Source organism: Rhizobium moroccans (assembly GCF_057559155.1).
Genome location: NZ_JBHFJG010000003.1, coordinates 42,117 through 57,633 on the forward strand (window position 1 = coordinate 42,117; position 15,517 = coordinate 57,633).

General features: G+C 61.3%; 14 protein-coding genes. 4 read left to right on the plus strand and 10 right to left on the minus strand.

The features are described from left to right. Nucleotides 1-31: 31 nt before the first annotated feature. Nucleotides 32-352 (plus strand): thioredoxin, encoded by a 321-nt coding sequence (trxA, locus tag ACE04I_RS02995; RefSeq protein ID WP_046796688.1) that lies wholly within the window; start codon nucleotides 32-34, stop codon nucleotides 350-352. 84 nt (nucleotides 353-436) lie between these two features. Here trxA and ACE04I_RS03000 read toward each other — a convergent pair whose 3' ends face one another. The 7 genes from ACE04I_RS03000 to ACE04I_RS03030 all read right to left on the minus strand — a co-directional run bounded on the left by ACE04I_RS03000 (nucleotide 437) and on the right by ACE04I_RS03030 (nucleotide 7,504). Continuing rightward, nucleotides 437-1,789: a bifunctional folylpolyglutamate synthase/dihydrofolate synthase gene (locus tag ACE04I_RS03000; RefSeq protein ID WP_487206580.1), complete on the minus strand. Its 1,353-nt coding sequence runs from the start codon at nucleotides 1,787-1,789 to the stop codon at nucleotides 437-439. Between the two features lie 22 nt (nucleotides 1,790-1,811). Further along, nucleotides 1,812-2,705 carry an acetyl-CoA carboxylase, carboxyltransferase subunit beta gene (gene accD / locus ACE04I_RS03005; protein WP_487206581.1) on the minus strand — a complete coding sequence of 298 codons (894 nt, stop codon included), beginning with the start codon at nucleotides 2,703-2,705 and terminating at the stop codon, nucleotides 1,812-1,814. 39 nt (nucleotides 2,706-2,744) lie between these two features. After that, nucleotides 2,745-3,584, minus strand: coding sequence for a tryptophan synthase subunit alpha (trpA, locus tag ACE04I_RS03010; RefSeq protein ID WP_487206582.1), 840 nt, complete (start codon nucleotides 3,582-3,584; stop codon nucleotides 2,745-2,747). Between the two features lie 2 nt (nucleotides 3,585-3,586). Then, nucleotides 3,587-4,807 carry a tryptophan synthase subunit beta gene (trpB, locus tag ACE04I_RS03015; protein ID WP_487206583.1) on the minus strand — a complete coding sequence of 407 codons (1,221 nt, stop codon included), beginning with the start codon at nucleotides 4,805-4,807 and terminating at the stop codon, nucleotides 3,587-3,589. After that, a complete protein-coding gene (locus ACE04I_RS03020; protein WP_487206584.1) occupies nucleotides 4,804-5,475 on the minus strand; it encodes a phosphoribosylanthranilate isomerase in 672 nt (223 codons plus the stop codon). Before ACE04I_RS03020 ends, trpB begins: the two co-directional genes overlap by 4 nt. Nucleotides 5,476-6,215: 740 nt before the next feature. Next, a complete protein-coding gene (locus ACE04I_RS03025) occupies nucleotides 6,216-6,977 on the minus strand; it encodes a M48 family metallopeptidase (protein WP_487206585.1) in 762 nt (253 codons plus the stop codon). 104 nt (nucleotides 6,978-7,081) lie between these two features. Next, nucleotides 7,082-7,504: a DUF2852 domain-containing protein gene (locus ACE04I_RS03030; protein ID WP_046796696.1), complete on the minus strand. Its 423-nt coding sequence runs from the start codon at nucleotides 7,502-7,504 to the stop codon at nucleotides 7,082-7,084. A 597-nt stretch (nucleotides 7,505-8,101) separates the two neighbouring features. On the opposite strand from ACE04I_RS03030, the gene ACE04I_RS03035 reads away from it, so the two are divergent. After that, complete coding sequence (locus tag ACE04I_RS03035; protein ID WP_487206586.1) at nucleotides 8,102-8,833, plus strand: delta-class carbonic anhydrase; 732 nt, start codon at nucleotides 8,102-8,104, stop codon at nucleotides 8,831-8,833. 56 nt (nucleotides 8,834-8,889) lie between these two features. Here the strand turns inward: ACE04I_RS03035 and ACE04I_RS03040 are convergent, their stop codons facing one another. Both ACE04I_RS03040 and ACE04I_RS03045 read right to left on the minus strand, forming a co-directional pair. After that, on the minus strand, nucleotides 8,890-10,170 hold the full coding sequence (locus ACE04I_RS03040) for a polyhydroxyalkanoate depolymerase (protein ID WP_487206621.1): 1,281 nt from the start codon (nucleotides 10,168-10,170) through the stop codon (nucleotides 8,890-8,892). A gap of 201 nt (nucleotides 10,171-10,371) precedes the next feature. Continuing rightward, complete coding sequence (locus ACE04I_RS03045) at nucleotides 10,372-11,214, minus strand: fumarylacetoacetate hydrolase family protein (protein WP_487206587.1); 843 nt, start codon at nucleotides 11,212-11,214, stop codon at nucleotides 10,372-10,374. A 740-nt stretch (nucleotides 11,215-11,954) separates the two neighbouring features. Here ACE04I_RS03045 and ACE04I_RS03050 point away from each other — a divergent pair. Continuing rightward, complete coding sequence (locus ACE04I_RS03050; protein ID WP_487206588.1) at nucleotides 11,955-12,134, plus strand: hypothetical protein; 180 nt, start codon at nucleotides 11,955-11,957, stop codon at nucleotides 12,132-12,134. A gap of 210 nt (nucleotides 12,135-12,344) precedes the next feature. Further along, nucleotides 12,345-12,947, plus strand: a complete 603-nt coding sequence (locus ACE04I_RS03055) for a nitroreductase family protein (RefSeq protein ID WP_487206589.1) — start codon at nucleotides 12,345-12,347, stop codon at nucleotides 12,945-12,947. 61 nt (nucleotides 12,948-13,008) lie between these two features. Here ACE04I_RS03055 and gyrB read toward each other — a convergent pair whose 3' ends face one another. Then, a complete protein-coding gene (gene gyrB, locus ACE04I_RS03060; RefSeq protein ID WP_046796699.1) occupies nucleotides 13,009-15,444 on the minus strand; it encodes a DNA topoisomerase (ATP-hydrolyzing) subunit B in 2,436 nt (811 codons plus the stop codon). Nucleotides 15,445-15,517: the final 73 nt, after the last annotated feature.

Consider the following 15,517-nt stretch of genomic DNA (forward strand, 5'->3'; position numbering starts at 1 on the left):
TTTCAACATAAAGACCCGGAAGGAGTGCCTCATGGCCACCGTGAAAGTCGACAACAGCAATTTCCAGACCGAAGTCCTGGACTCCGCCGAGCCGGTAGTCGTGGACTTCTGGGCCGAATGGTGCGGCCCGTGCAAGATGATCGCCCCGAGCCTCGAGGAAATCTCCACCGAGCTTGCCGGCAAGGTGAAGGTCGCCAAGCTGAACATCGATGAAAACCCGGAACTTGCTGCCCAGTTCGGCGTGCGCTCGATCCCGACGCTCGCCATCTTCAAGGGCGGTGAAGTGGCCGACATCAAGGTCGGCGCTGCTCCGAAGACCGCCCTTTCCTCCTGGATTTCCGGCGCCGCATAACCTCTCCAGCATGCCAGAATGAAAAGCCCGGCCTATTCCCTGCGGCCGGGCTTTTTCTTTGCCTATCGTCGATGTGTTTTAGAGCTACTTCGGCGGCGTGCCGTTGTCCGCCAGCACATTGCCGGCGAAATAGAGCGAGCCGCCGATCAGGATGCGCGGCGCGGGCCGGCCCGGCACCTGCCGGCGGGCGATCTCTTGCAGAGCCTCCGCCACGGAGCCGGCAGGCTCAGCCACCAGCCCCGCATCGAAGGCGGATTGCGCAAGCGCCACCGGATCGAGGCCCGATTCGCTATCGCGGATTCCAACCGTGAAGACATGCTCGGCGATATCGGCAAAGGCCCGGAAATAACCGACCGGGTCCTTGGTGTTGATCATGCCGGCTATGATGTAGAGCGGGCGCGGCTGGCGCTCCTCGAAGGCCGCCATGGCCTCGGCGATCACCTCGCCGGCACCGGGATTGTGCCCGCCATCCAGCCAGATCTCGGAACCTTCCGGAGCATATTGCAGGAGCTTGCCTTCGGTCAGCGCCTGGAGCCGTGCCGGCCACTCGACGCTTGCCATGGCCTTTTCCATCATCGTTTCCGTGACGGCGAAACCCGCTGCCTTGACGGCCCGAATGGCAGCGGCGGCATTGGCCTGCTGATGCCGGCCCGGCAGGCGCGGCAGCGGCAGATCGGCAAGGCCGAATTCGTCCTGATAGATCAGCCGGCCGAACTCTTCATGGCCTGAAAAATCCTGCCCATAGACCGCCAGCGGGCAGCCGAGCCGTTCGGCTGTGGCGACCAGAACCTCGCGCGCCGCATCGAATTCCTGCTCACCGACCACCACCGGGCGACCGCGCTTCATGATGCCGGCCTTTTCCGCCGCGATCAGTTCCACCCGATCGCCGAGATAGGCCTGATGATCGAGCGAGATCGGCATGATAACCGAAACGGCCGGATCGGCGATGACATTGGTGGCGTCGAAACGCCCCCCTAAGCCGACCTCGAGGATCACCGCATCGGCGGGCTGTTCGGAGAAGAGCAGGAAAGTCACCGCGGTCAGGATTTCGAAGACCGTGATCGTCTGGCCATCATTGGCGGCGGCGACGCGGCGCAAGGCATCGGCAAGCAAGGCATCGTCGACCAGCTTGCCGCGACCGCCCTTGACGCCGATCCGATAGCGCTCATGCCAATTGACGAGGTGGGGCGAGATATGGACGTGGACCGCATAGCCGCCCGCCTCGAGAAGCGCGCGGCAGAAGGCCGTCGCCGAACCCTTGCCGTTGGTGCCGGCGATATGAATGACCGGCGGCAGCTTGAGATGCGGATTGCCGAGCACTTCCAGGAGCCGGGAAATGCGCTCGAGCGAGAGGTCGAAGCCCTTCGGATGAAGGGCCATCAGTTTCTCGATCTCGCGTTCGGCCTCGCTCACGACGGACTGGTCCATGGCGTTCATCCCGCCGCTTCGGCTTTAAGGTTCAGGCGCTGGCGGCCAGAGGCGCAGCGATCATTCCCGTTTCGGCCGGCTGTTTCATCAACATTCTCAGAACCCTCGCCAGCGTGGTGGGGATATCGTGGCGCTTCACCACCATATCGACCATGCCGTGCTCCAGCAGGTATTCCGAAGTCTGGAAACCCTCGGGAAGCTTTTCGCGGAGCGTCTGCTCGATGACGCGCTTGCCGGCGAAGCCGATTTCGGCACCGGGCTCGGCGATATGGACATCGCCCAGCATGGCATAGGAGGCCGTCACGCCGCCGGTGGTCGGATTGGTCAGCACGACGATATAGGGAAGCCCCGCTTCCTTCACCATGTCGACCGCGACCGTTGTGCGCGGAAGCTGCATCAAGGACAGGATGCCCTCCTGCATGCGCGCGCCGCCTGAAGCCGGGAAGATGATCAGCGGGCACTTTTCCGCAACCGCCCTTTCGGCCGCCTTCACGATCGCCTCGCCGGCCGCCAGGCCCAGCGAGCCGCCGATGAAGTTGAACTCGTGCACGACGGCGACCAGCTTGACGCCCTGCACCTTGCCGAGGCCGGCGAGGATCGTATCCTCCTGCTCGGTCTTGGTGCGGCTGTCCTTCAAGCGATCCACGTATTTCTTGGAATCGCGGAACTTCAGCGGATCCTGCGCGACCTTCGGCTGCGGCAGCGATTCATAGACGCCGCCGTCGAAGAGATCGGTAAGTCTCGCCTTGGCCGGCATCTTCATGTGGAAGCCGGAGGCCGGAATGACCCACTTGTTCTCTTCCAGGTCCTTGTGGAAGACCATCTCGCCCGTTTCCGGGCATTTGATCCAAAGATTTTCAGGGACTTCCCTGCGGCCGAGCATGGAATTGATCCGCGGCCGAACGTAATTGGTGATCCAGTTCAAAGGCGTGGCTCCTTCCTGACTGCAATCAATGTGGGGAATTTATTCGGCGGCAACAAGGCGGGCCGAACGCACGCCCGAGGCAAGGCCCCGGACGAGGGTCGCGACGGAGGCGACGGTATCGGGCCCAGCCTGGCCGTCCTTGGTGAGACTGCCGGCAATCTGTGCAACGATCGCGGTACCGACGACGACACCATCGGCCGCCGCGCCGATCGCGCGGGCATGGTCGGCGGTCTTGACGCCGAAGCCGACGCAGACCGGCAGTTCCGTGTGGCCCTTGATGCGCTCAACAGCGCTCGAGATCAACGAAGGATCGGGCAGAGCCGAACCGGTAATGCCGTTCATGGATACGTAGTAGACGAAGCCGGATGTGTTCTTCAACACGGTCGGCAGGCGCTTGTCATCGGTGGTGGGGGTCGCCAGCCGGATGAAGTTTATGCCTTTTTCCAGCGCCGGGGTGCAGAGTTCGTCATCCATTTCCGGCGGCAGGTCGACGATGATTAGCCCATCGATGCCGGCTTCCAGCGCATCGTCCAGAAATTTTTCGACGCCGTAGATATAGATGGGGTTGTAGTAACCCATCATGACGATCGGCGTGTCATTGTCGCCCTCGCGGAAGCGGCGGGCGAGCTCCAGGGTCTTGGCGAGCGTCTGGCCGCCCTTCAAGGCGCGCTGGCCGGCTAACTGGATCGCCGGGCCATCGGCCATCGGATCGGAGAACGGCATGCCGAGTTCGATAATATCGGCGCCGGCGCCGGGAAGCGCCTTCATGATGCCGAGCGAGGTTTCGAAATCGGGATCGCCGCCCATGAAATAGGTGATGAGCGCGGGGCGCCCTTCCGTCTTCAGGCTTGCGAAACGTTTGTCCATGCGAGCGGTCATGATCACATCCCCATCCCGAGAATCTTGCCGACGGTGAAGATGTCCTTGTCGCCGCGGCCCGAGAGGTTCATCAGGATGATCTCGTCCTTGCCCATCTTCGGCGCCCGCTTGATGACCTCTGCCAGCGCGTGGCTGGGCTCCAGAGCCGGAATGATGCCTTCGAGGCGGGTGAGCATCTGGAAGGCTTCCAGCGCCTCGTGGTCCATGATCGGAACGTATTCGGCACGGCCGATATCGTTGAGCCAGCTATGTTCCGGGCCGATGCCGGGATAATCGAGGCCGGCCGAAATCGAATGGCCTTCCTTGATCTGACCGTCGCCATCCTGCAGCAGGTAGGTGCGGTTGCCATGCAGAACGCCCGGCGAGCCGGCAGTAATCGAGGCGCAGTGCTCATCGCCCTGAAGGCCCTTGCCGCCCGCCTCGACGCCGACGATCTTCACCCCGTCGTCATCCAGGAACGGGTGGAAGATGCCGATCGCGTTGGAACCTCCGCCGACGGCGGCAATCACCATATCCGGCAGGCGGCCTTCGGCGGCGAGCATCTGCTCGCGGGCTTCCGCGCCGATCACGGCCTGAAAATCGCGGACCATTTCCGGATAGGGGTGCGGGCCGGCGGCCGTGCCGATCAGGTAATAGGTGCTGTCGACATTGGTGACCCAGTCGCGCAGCGCCTCGTTCATGGCGTCCTTCAGCGTGCCGTGGCCTGCGGTGACCGGAATGACTTCGGCGCCGAGGAGCTTCATGCGGAAGACGTTCGGCGCCTGGCGCTCGACATCGGTGGCGCCCATGTAGACGACGCAGGGAAGGCCGAAGCGGGCGGCAACCGTTGCCGAGGCGACACCGTGCTGGCCGGCGCCGGTTTCGGCGATGATGCGGGTCTTGCCCATACGCTTGGCGAGCAGGATCTGGCCGATGCAGTTGTTGATCTTGTGGGAGCCGGTGTGGTTCAACTCCTCGCGCTTGAAGTAGATCTTCGCGCCGCCGAGTTCGGCCGTCAGCCGCTCGGCGAAATAGAGCGGGCTCGGCCGGCCGATGTAATGGGCGCCGAGATGCTTGAGTTCCGCCTGGAAAGCCGGATCGTTCTTCGCCTTTTCCCACTCGCCCTGCAGGTCGAGGATCAGCGGCATCAGGGTTTCGGCGACAAAGCGCCCGCCATAGATGCCGAAACGGCCATCCTCATCGGGGCCGGCGCGAAACGAATTGGGTCTTGGCGTCTGGTTCACTCTTTGCTCCCTGCAGCCTTTCGCGGCTCGGCTCCGGCGATCGCCTCGAAAAAGGCGTCGATCATCCCGAGATCCTTCACGCCCGGCGCGCTTTCCACTCCGGAAGAAACATCTACGCCGCCGGCCCGCGTGGTGGCGAGCGCGAGACCGACATTCTCTTTGTTCAGCCCCCCGGAAAGCATGTAATCGATGCCTTCGTCAAGGGAAGCCATAAGGCTCCAATCGAAGGAAACGCCGTTGCCGCCCGGAAGTTCTGATCCCGCCGGCGCCTTGGCGTCGAACATGAAGCGGTCCGCCACGCCGATATAGGAATCGATGCGGTCGAGATCGGCGGCTTCGCGGACGGAAAAGACCTTCATGACCGGGAGGCCGTAAAGCGCCTTCAGATGCAGGATGCGCTCCGGACTTTCATGGCCGTGAAGCTGCAGGATATCCGGCTTTACGAGGTGGACGATATCGTCCATCGTCTCGTCATCCGCATCCACCGTCACGGCCACGATCTTGACGCGGCCGCGCGCGCGGTCGGCAAGCTCGGCTGCTGCATCCGGCTCCATGTTGCGCGGGCTTTTCGGAAAAAAGATAAAGCCGATATGGGTCGCTCCGCGTGCGATCGCCCGATCGACCGCTTCCGCCGTCTTCAGCCCGCAGATCTTGATATCCGGTTTCATGGGGGCGGAGTGACATGAAATGCGCCAAGAGTCGAGTTAAATCCTCGGGTCTCACTGCGTTCGCCCGAGGATGACGAGGGTCCTCGGGTCAAGCCCGAGGATGACGACTCACGTTGTGAGATTGCTTCCTCGAAGCAGGTGGGAGCTCGAGGAAGACGAGTAGGCAGACTCATCCCTTGGTGCCTGTGGCTGTTCATTTTCGGCCGGGACACGTCGAGTGCCTCGTATTTGTATTTTATGGTGACACGCGACGTGTCCCGTTCGGTGTGTTTTTCCGCGCAACTCCGGTCCCTCTGCGGCGGCCCATATGTTGTTGATTATTAGCCGGGCCGGGTTGTGTGCGACACACGCACGCCCCGCCGTTTCTCAGGCGAGAGGGGGACCATTTTCTGCGCAGCCCCTCACAACCCGCCTGCATCAACGGCGGATCGAAAGGGCACCGGCCCCATCTCGCCGGCGATGCTGGACCGGTGCAGCCGAAACAGGACCGGGAGATTATGGAGTGGATTTGGAGAGCGGGGATGGAGAAATGGGTAAGTTATTGAGATCGTTCAGGAGATGCTTTGAATCGTCCCCATCTGACGGAGATGACGGCTTGTTTGTGCGGTAGATCCTCGGGACATCCTCGGGTTTAACCCGAGGATGGGGACAGGAATGACGGGAGTGTGCGTTACCTTTCCTCGCCAAGCGAAGCATAGGCAAAGTGAAGAGCCACTTCTGTTCAAATCAGGATGCGAATATCACTCAAAATCAATGGCATGGAGCTGCGATCCATGCTGCTTCAGCCACTTGCGCGCCTCTTCCATGCGGGGGCAGAGCTCACGGCAGAGCGTCCAGAATTGCGGGCCGTGGTTCATTTCCCGAAGATGGGCGACCTCGTGGGCGGCGAGATAGTCGATCACCAGCGGCGGCGCCATGACGATGCGCCAGGAAAAGCTCAGGTTTCCATCCCACGAGCAAGAGCCCCAGCGGCTGCGGGTATCCTTCATGGTGATCGATTTCACCGGCTTGCGGATCGCTGCCGCATGAACGGCGACGAGAGCCTCCAGATCGCGACACGCCTCTTTCTTGAGAAAGGCGGAAATCCGCCGGCCCATATGATCTTCGAGCCCGCTGACCTTCAGCACCGGCTTGCCCTCGACGATCAGAGCTTCGGTCACCCCGCGAAGACTGCCGGTGTGCTCGATACCGTGCGGCACTCCCCGCAGCGACAGTTTTCCACCATGCCGAATGGGGTTTTCGAGCGTGAACTTGGCGAGCTTCGTCAGCAGCCAGCCCTGGTGCCGATCGAGGAAATCATCGATTTCGCTTTTCCTCAAGCCGAGCGGCACCGTGAGGTTGAGCGCCCGGCCGCCCGGTTCGATGCGCAGCGTGATGCGGGTGGCCCGGTTGTTCTCGCGGATCGTCAGCGGCATCGCCCGGTTGCCGACCTCGAGCGTACGCCTGACCATTTCCGGCGCCTTGCGCGGCGTTCTGACAGGCTTTTTGAGAAGGGCGAACATGAAGGTCCTTTTAGCCGATTCGCAAGGCCGGCTCATACAAAAAAGCCGGCGCCGCAAGGCGCCGACCCATCAAACGTTTCACGTGAATCCATCCCGATCCGCTATCAGAGATCGACGACCGGATTCTGCCCGGAGGAACGATTGTTCCGCTCGCGCATGAAGCGATCGAATTCTTCCTGATCCTTCGCGCGGCGCAGCTCGCGGACATAATTGTCGAATTCCTCGCGCATCTCATCGAGCTTGCGGCGCTCTTCTTCCAGGCGGTCGAGTTCCGCCTTGCGCCAATCGTCGAATGCGACATTGCCGGTGTTGAAATGCGTCTGGTAGCGCGCTTTGGCGCGGCGGCAGCCGGCGAACATGCCATCCGCCTTGCGGTTCGCATCGCGCTTGAAGCCCTGGAGCCGCTCACCGAACAGGATATAGGCGAGCATGGCAAGGCCAAGCGGCCAGAAGACGACGAAACCGAGCACCATCAATGCAATGGTGGCCGGAGTCCAATCCGGACGGATCAATGCTGACTGGTTCATTGGTGACACCCTTCGTTTCTGCGGGCGGCCGCATGCCAGCCCGTCGAATTCGATTTGGGAAGTTCTCAATCGCCCTTCAAGACGGCGAAACAAGGAATCCAAGAAGATGCTGAAATACCAGCGGGAAATCATCTTACTCGGCGATTGAAGAGTCTTGTAGCCCACCATTCGCCTCCGCCGGTTTGCGACAGGCCGCAAATCGAGCCGTTACCTCAGAATGGAAATACTTTTTCCGGCAATTGCAGCCGGTTGGCCGCCTCTCCTAGTGCTGGCCAGCTCTTTACATCCTCTCCGGGCCTTTCTTCGCAAGACCTCAGAGCTTGTTTGCTCTATCAGCGCACCGGTTTCCGCGAAGACTAGAAGCAGACGATGCATCGTCCAACTCTGAGCCAGCACCCGCTGCGACCCACAGCGGGTTTCAGTTGTACACACTTATAGCAACAGGATTCATAAATGAGACTAGAACCGGCTCTTGGCGCCCTTGCCGCCGTTTCGCTTTTGGCCCTCGGCTCGCCGTCTGCGGCAGACACGGCTGATCATGCGCCCGCATCCGTGACTGAGGAAGTCATCGCAGTTCAGCGAGGCAAACTTGCGGAAATGACCGCAGATGCGGGCTTCGGACCCCAGTCGCCTCGCGATATCGATTCCATTGAAGGGAGCAACGAGCATAGGTTTGCCTTCGCGCCACCCTATTCGCAAATGAACTTGTGCAACATCCACCTTCACAAGAATGCCGAGCACAAGGGAGGCGAGTTCACAACGTTTGCCGGGAACGGCGACGGTCATGGCTACGGGACGGGATACAGGTTCAACGGCGAATTGACTGCGAAGGAATTGGCACCGCTCGATGTGAAGATCGGCGCATCCAGCCATGGGGAACTCCTGCCGGGCGACACGATCGAAGTTCATTTCGTTTATTCGACGGCGAATGTTTCTCCCGGCGCAACGCTGGGGGCCTGCATGAATGATGCAGTTATCAACCCTCAGCTGCGCGTGGAAACGCAAGTCGCGGTGCTGGTGAACGATCTACGCGCTCTCGACTTCGTAGAGCTGACGGAAATCCAGAAGGTGGATGGTTTCTATCAGGCGCTCCATATGCCGACGGACATGGGAAAGCCTGTCCAGTATGCAGGTTCGACTACCGGTCCGGATTACAATGAGAAGGGGTCGCCGTTTCAGGTCAGCTGGGGAGTCCGGCCCAAGGTTGCCAAGGTCAATATCGCAAGCGTAGGCCGCTGGTTCGCAAACAATCCTTTCGACGAGGACCACGCGCACGGAGTTCGAAACCTCGTGGTTAACCCTGACCTTCTTTCGGCAATCGGCGAATAAGTCCAAGCCATCAAGAAACCGCCATGCGGATGCCCCGGGGAAATCAGATGCGGGCATCAGCCGGCCTTGCCACCCTTGATGACGCGCTTGACCGGCGCCTTGCGGCCGGTTCTTGCGTGCTTCTGCGCGAAGGCCAGGATGCGCGGCGCGATCTCGCGGCGGAAGCGCGAGCCGTTGAAGACGCCGTAATGGCCGACATCCGGCTGCATGTAATGCATGCGGAGGCTTTCCGGAATATTGGGACAGATGGTATGCGCGGCCCTGGTCTGGCCGAGACCTGAAATATCGTCGTTCTCGCCTTCGATGGTGAGAAGAGCGACACGGCGGATCGCGGTCGTATCGACCGGTTCGCCGCGATGGGTCATCTCGCCCTTCGGCAGCGCATGCCGGATGAAGACCGTATCGACCGTCTGGAGATAGAATTCCTCCGTCAGGTCCATCACCGCCAGATATTCATCGTAGAAATCGCGGTGCTTTTCGGCGGACTCGCCATCGTTCTTCACCAAGTGTTCGAAGAACTCCTTATGGGCGATCAGATGGCGGTCGAGGTTCATCGACATGAAGCCGGAAAGCTGTAGGAAGCCCGGATAGACGGCGCGCGCGAAACCTGGCTGCGGCCAGGGCACGTGCATGATGACGTTATCGCGGAACCATTCGAGCGTGTGGTTCTGCGCCAATTCATTGACGGCGGTGGGATTGATGCGGGTATCGATCGGCCCGCCCATCAGCACCATGGAGGCGGGGACAAGCGGGTCTTCCGCCGCTTCCATGACCGCCACGGCGGCGAGCACCGGCACCGAGGGCTGGCAGACCGCCACGACATGCGCGCCGGCGCCAATCTCATGCAGCATCTCGATGACGTAATCGATGTAATCGTCGAGATCGAAGCTGCCATCCGAGAGCGGCACCATGCGGGCATCGACCCAATCGGTGATGTAGATTTCCGCATGCGGCAGAAGCGCTTCCACCGTGCCGCGCAGCAATGTGGCATAATGGCCGGACATGGGCGCGACCAGCAGGATCTTCTGATCCGGCGCGCGATCGGCCGGCAGATCGCGCCGGAAATGCAGGAGATTGCAGAAGGGCTTTGCCCAGACGATCTCCTCCATGACGGCGACCGTCTCGCCATCGACCACGGTCGAATGGAGGCCGAAGGAAGGCTTGGCATAACGGCGCGTCATGCGCTCGAAAACCTCGAGCCCCGCCGCGACGGCGCGGCCCATCGTCGTCTGTGAATAGGGATTGAGCGGGTTCTCGTAAGCCAGACGCATGGCATCCGCCGCCGCACGGACCGGCGCCATGGCGGCATGGTTCAGTTCATAGAGCTGGTAGAACATCGAATTGCCACCCTTCATCACATCCGAAAGCATTTTCGACGATTTCGTCATATCCCTCGGTACAGCAGCAAGCGTTCAATAAACTATCAGTTTTCTATTGCGGCGCAACATCAAGAACGCCGCCGGGCTATATGGGGCTCGCGAGAGAGAGTGGAGATCCCCACCCCTACTCGCTGAGCCTCATATAGCGGCAAGCATCGCTCAGGCGTCGGCGACGAAAGTCTGCTTCTGGGTGCCGAGGCCTTCGATGCCGAGTTCGACGACATCACCGGCCTTCAGGAAGCGCGGCGGCTTCATGCCGAGGCCGACGCCGGGAGGGGTGCCGGTGGAGATGACATCGCCCGGATGCAGCGACATGAACTGGCTGAGATAGGAGACCAGGAAGGCGACGCCATAGACCATGGTCTTGGAAGAGCCGTTCTGCATGGTCTCGCCGTTGACCTTCAGCCACATGCCGAGGTTCTGCGGATCGGCGACCTCGTCCTTGGTGACGAGCCAGGGGCCGATCGGACCGAAGGTGTCGCAGGACTTGCCCTTGGTCCACTGGCCGGAACGCTCCTGCTGGAAGGCGCGCTCGGAAACGTCATGCGAGACGCAATAGCCGGCGACGTAATCCATCGCCTCTGCCTCGGAAACATATTTCGCCTTCTTGCCGATGACGACGCCGAGCTCGACTTCCCAGTCTGTCTTTTCCGAGCCGCGCGGGATCAGCACTTCGTCATTCGGGCCGCAGATGGCGGAGGTCGCCTTCATGAAGATGACCGGCTCCGGCGGCACGGTGGCACCGGTTTCGGCGGCATGGTCGGAGAAATTGAGCCCGATGCAGATAAACTTGCCGGTGCCGGCGACGCAGGCGCCGACGCGGCTTGCCGGAAGCTCCGGCAGGCTCTTCGGATCGAGCGCGGCGATCCTTGCGAGGCCTTCCGGCGAAATCGCCTCGCCGGCAATATCGGCGACATGGCCGGACAGGTCGCGGATCTTGCCATCATTGTCGAGAAGTGCCGGCTTTTCCTGGCCCGGCTGGCCAATGCGCATCAGTTTCAAAGGGAAACTCCTCCGATTGTCAGACAGGTGGCGTTATGGACGATCCTTTTTGGCTTGTCACGACCAATTGCGGGCGTAACCGTTCCCCTTCCGGCGGGATTCCACCTGCGGAGACAGGCGCACCGCGGAGAAATCATTTCCAATCCGGAAGGAAATCCGGCGAGCTTTCTCAAGGAGATAGAGGAGATACGCTCCACAAATGATCAAAGTCATTCCAGATTGGGAATGATCCCTGGTGAAGTTTCCGCGGTTTGCCTGCATATGGCGCGGGTTTTCGAGCAAAGCCCCTCAAATCAGGGCGCCAGAGCTTCTGCCCGACTGTTTCAGCTTTCCGGGCAGCAAGCGGCCGGAAGGGTGACTGCCCGCCAGTCGTCACCCTTCCGTTCCGCAACTCCCCATCATTAGGCAGCCGACATTCCCCCAACGGACCCTGGATACCGCAGCTTCGGCGGTTCCCGGATATCTCACCGATTCTCGGTCATAAGGTCTGTCGGACATCGGCCGGTCGATCGGCTGGGAAAAATCGCTTCCGATCCGGGAGCTTTTCTCCTTTATTTTTCCGATAGATAGGACGCGTCGCCAGACCGGCAGCCCAAACCCCACCGAAACGGAACCAATTCGGCGTGATTTATTCCCCTTCCGGCGGCATCTAGGGGCTGCCGGACCGATGCGAACTCAACTTGTCGCGACCGGCGCAGCCTCATCTAGAGATGCCCAAGGGCAGAAAGGCAGGTGCGGTCATGTCCATCGCGGAACTTAGCAAGACTTCTCGAGCACGCCCGAACCACCGGATGGCGATCGAGGACACGCGGATCGAAAGATACCCCCTGCACATTTTCGTGCCGGTGTGGATCGGCATGATCACGGCTTGCCTGGTATTCTGGGTCTTCGTCCTGAAGCTGATCGCCAACGCTTTCTGAGACGACATTAGCCGGATTCAGGCGCAACCTTCTGCGCCTGCTGTCGGCTCAGCACTCCTCCAGCGCGCAAGAGACTGCCCGGACGCACCCGGTTCCCGTGCTTATCAAAGGCACCCGATGCGGCAGCATCGACAATCTCTGTTCGATTTTTCTCCCGCCTGGCTTATCCTGCCGCTCTCCACAATAGTGTTCGAGCTTGCAAGGAAACTCATGACCAGCGCCAACAGCCGCCAATCCGAATATCCGATCGATGCCTTTTTCCTGAAGCGCTGGTCGCCCCGCGCCTTTACCGGCGAGCCGATAACCAAAGAGACGATGCTGACCATTCTGGATGCGGCCCACTGGGCTCCCTCTTCCGGCAACGGCCAGCCATGGCGCTTTGTCTATGCGCTCAAGGGGACGCCGGATTTCGACGTGCTTCTCGATATCCTCGTCGAAAGCAACCAGCGCTGGGCGAAGAACGCGTCCGCCCTCATCATCCTGATCTCCAAGACCTACCGCGTCTCCTCCACGGGCGAGCGGCGACACGCCCATACCCACGCCTTCGACACCGGGGCGGCATGGTTCTCGCTCGCCGCGCAGACGATGAAGCTCGGCCTCTACGCCCATGGCATGGAGGGCATGAGCCGCGAAAAGGCGATGGAAGTGCTCGGCGTTCCGGATGGCTACCGGGTGGAGGCCGCAGCCGCGATAGGCCATCTCGCCGACAAGGACACGCTGCCGGAGGATATTCGCGAACGCGAGGTTCCGAGCAAGCGCAAGCCGCTTGCCGAAGTGGCCTTCGAGGGAAGGTTCATGGGCGCCGCCGATTGAGCGGAGCGCACCGTTTCACGTGAATCCTCCGATCGGCGGATTCACGTGAAACCCGACTCGATTAGATATCGAGGTTTGCGACGCTCAGCGCGTTGTCCTGGATGAACTCACGGCGGGGCTCCACTTCGTCGCCCATCAGGCGGGAGAAGAGGCCATCGGCATCGGTGGCATCGTTCACCTTCACCTGCAGGAGAGAACGGACGTTCGGATCGAGCGTCGTTTCCCAGAGCTGTTCGGCGTTCATCTCGCCAAGCCCCTTGTAGCGCTGCATGGACAGACCCTTGCGCCCGGATGCGAAGATGGCTTCCAGAAGAGCGATAGGGCCGGAAATTTCCTGCTCGCCTTCCTTCCGGGCAAGAACGGGCGGCTTCGCATAGATTTCCTGCAGGCGGCGGGTCATCTGGTCGATATGGCGCGCATCGGCCGAGCCGATGAGGGCGACATCAAGAACCGCAACTTCCTTGACCCCGCGCACCATGCGCTCGAAGCGGAGGCCGCCTTCGCTGGTGACGTGACCCGACCAGCCGCGCTCGGTCTCCTCGGCAATCAGGTCCAGACGACGGGCTACTTCATCTGCCGTCTGCTGGGCGCGTTCGCGATTGTCGGTGAGCTCCGGGTTGAGTGCGCCGGAAATGGCCGCCTGCTCGATGATCGAGCGGCTGTAGCGGGAATGCAGGCCGCTCAGCAGCGTGCGGAGGCGAAGCGCATCCTGGATTACTTCTCGCAGATCTTGACCGACCCGGACCTCACCGGAACCGAGCGTCAGGCGCGCTTCATCTATACCGGCGCTGATCAGATATTCCTCCAGCGCCTTCTCGTCCTTCAGGTACTGGACGGACTTGCCACGGCTGACCTTGTAGAGAGGCGGCTGGGCGATGAAGAGGTGGCCGCGCTCGATCAGCTCCGGCATCTGGCGGAAGAAGAAGGTGAGCAGCAGCGTGCGGATGTGGGCGCCATCGACGTCAGCGTCCGTCATGATGATGATCTTGTGGTAGCGCAGCTTGTCGGCGTTGAATTCGTCCTTGCCGATCGAGGTGCCGAGCGCGGTGATCAGCGTGCCGATCTCCTGGCTGGACAGCATCTTGTCGAAGCGGGCGCGCTCGACATTGAGGATCTTGCCGCGCAGCGGCAGAATGGCCTGGCTCTCGCGCGAGCGGCCCTGCTTTGCCGAGCCGCCGGCGGAATCGCCCTCCACGAGGAAAAGCTCGGATTTGGCGGGGTCGCGTTCCGAACAATCGGCGAGCTTGCCGGGAAGCGAGGCGATATCGAGAGCGCCCTTGCGGCGGGTGAGCTCACGGGCCTTGCGAGCGGCCTCGCGGGCGACGGCGGCTTCAACCACCTTGCCGACCAGGATCTTGGCTTCCGCCGGATGCTCCTCGAACCAGGTGCTCAGCGCCTCGTTGACCAGGCTTTCGACCACCGGGCGGACTTCGGAGGAGACGAGCTTGTCCTTCGTCTGCGACGAGAACTTCGGGTCCGGCACCTTGACGGAAAGAACGGCCGTCAGGCCTTCACGGCAGTCTTCGCCCTGCAGCGTCACCTTTTCCTTCTTGGTGATCCCCGAACTATCCGCATAGGACGTGACCTGGCGGGTCAAGGCACCGCGGAAGCCGGCCATATGGGTACCGCCATCGCGCTGCGGGATATTGTTGGTGAAGCAGAGCACGTTCTCGTGGTAGCTGTCGTTCCACCAGAGCGCGACTTCGACGGTAATGCCGTCCTTCTCGCCCTTGATCGCCACCGGCTTATCGACCAGGGATTTCTTGGCGCGATCGAGATAACGGACGAAAGCCTCCAGGCCACCGTCATAGAGCAGTTCCTCCTGCCTGACATCCGACTTGCGCTTATCGGTGAGCAGAATGCGCACACCCGAATTCAGGAACGCGAGTTCGCGCAGGCGATGTTCGAGCGTGCCGTAGTCGAATTCCACCATGGAAAAGGTGCCTGAACTCGGCAGGAAGGTAACCTCGGTGCCGGAACGGCCCTCGTACTGCCCGACCACTTTGAGGGGGGCATCCGCCACGCCATGGGTGAAGCTCATTTCGTGGATCTCGCCGCTGCGCCGGATGCGCAGCTTCAACCAGACCGAAAGCGCGTTGACGACCGAGACGCCGACGCCATGCAGGCCGCCCGAGACCTTGTAGGAATTCTGGTCGAACTTTCCGCCGGCATGAAGCTGCGTCATGATGACTTCCGCAGCCGACACGCCCTCGCCGCTATGGATAGCCGTCGGGATGCCGCGACCGTTGTCGGTCACAGTTACCGAGCCGTCCGGATTGAGAGTGACGGTGACGATGTCCGCATGGCCGGCCAAAGCTTCGTCGATCGCATTGTCCACCACTTCATAGACCATGTGGTGCAGGCCCGAACCATCATCGGTATCGCCGATATACATGCCCGGACGCTTGCGGACGGCATCGAGGCCCTTCAGGACCTTGATCGAATCGGCGCCGTATTCTGTGCTCGCGTCGTTCAGGCTCGCGGGTGTATCGGTCATCAAAGAACTTTCCATCTGATCGAGAGCGGGGCGATCGCCGCAAGCGAATCACCAGCCTTTTTCACTCTCGAAT

Excerpts from the sequence above, each read along its gene's own strand:
- trxA (WP_046796688.1), top strand. The coding sequence starts at position 32 with ATGGCCACCGTGAAAGTCGACAACAGCAATTTCCAGACCGAAGTCCTG.
- ACE04I_RS03000 (WP_487206580.1), bottom strand. The coding sequence starts at position 1,789 with ATGAACGCCATGGACCAGTCCGTCGTGAGCGAGGCCGAACGCGAGATC.
- trpA (WP_487206582.1), bottom strand. The coding sequence starts at position 3,584 with ATGACCGCTCGCATGGACAAACGTTTCGCAAGCCTGAAGACGGAAGGG.
- ACE04I_RS03020 (WP_487206584.1), bottom strand. The coding sequence starts at position 5,475 with ATGAAACCGGATATCAAGATCTGCGGGCTGAAGACGGCGGAAGCGGTC.
- ACE04I_RS03025 (WP_487206585.1), bottom strand. The coding sequence starts at position 6,977 with ATGTTCGCCCTTCTCAAAAAGCCTGTCAGAACGCCGCGCAAGGCGCCG.
- ACE04I_RS03030 (WP_046796696.1), bottom strand. The coding sequence starts at position 7,504 with ATGAACCAGTCAGCATTGATCCGTCCGGATTGGACTCCGGCCACCATT.
- ACE04I_RS03035 (WP_487206586.1), top strand. The coding sequence starts at position 8,102 with ATGACCGCAGATGCGGGCTTCGGACCCCAGTCGCCTCGCGATATCGAT.
- ACE04I_RS03040 (WP_487206621.1), bottom strand. The coding sequence starts at position 10,170 with ATGTTCTACCAGCTCTATGAACTGAACCATGCCGCCATGGCGCCGGTC.
- ACE04I_RS03050 (WP_487206588.1), top strand. The coding sequence starts at position 11,955 with ATGTCCATCGCGGAACTTAGCAAGACTTCTCGAGCACGCCCGAACCAC.
- ACE04I_RS03055 (WP_487206589.1), top strand. The coding sequence starts at position 12,345 with ATGACCAGCGCCAACAGCCGCCAATCCGAATATCCGATCGATGCCTTT.
- gyrB (WP_046796699.1), bottom strand. The coding sequence starts at position 15,444 with ATGACCGATACACCCGCGAGCCTGAACGACGCGAGCACAGAATACGGC.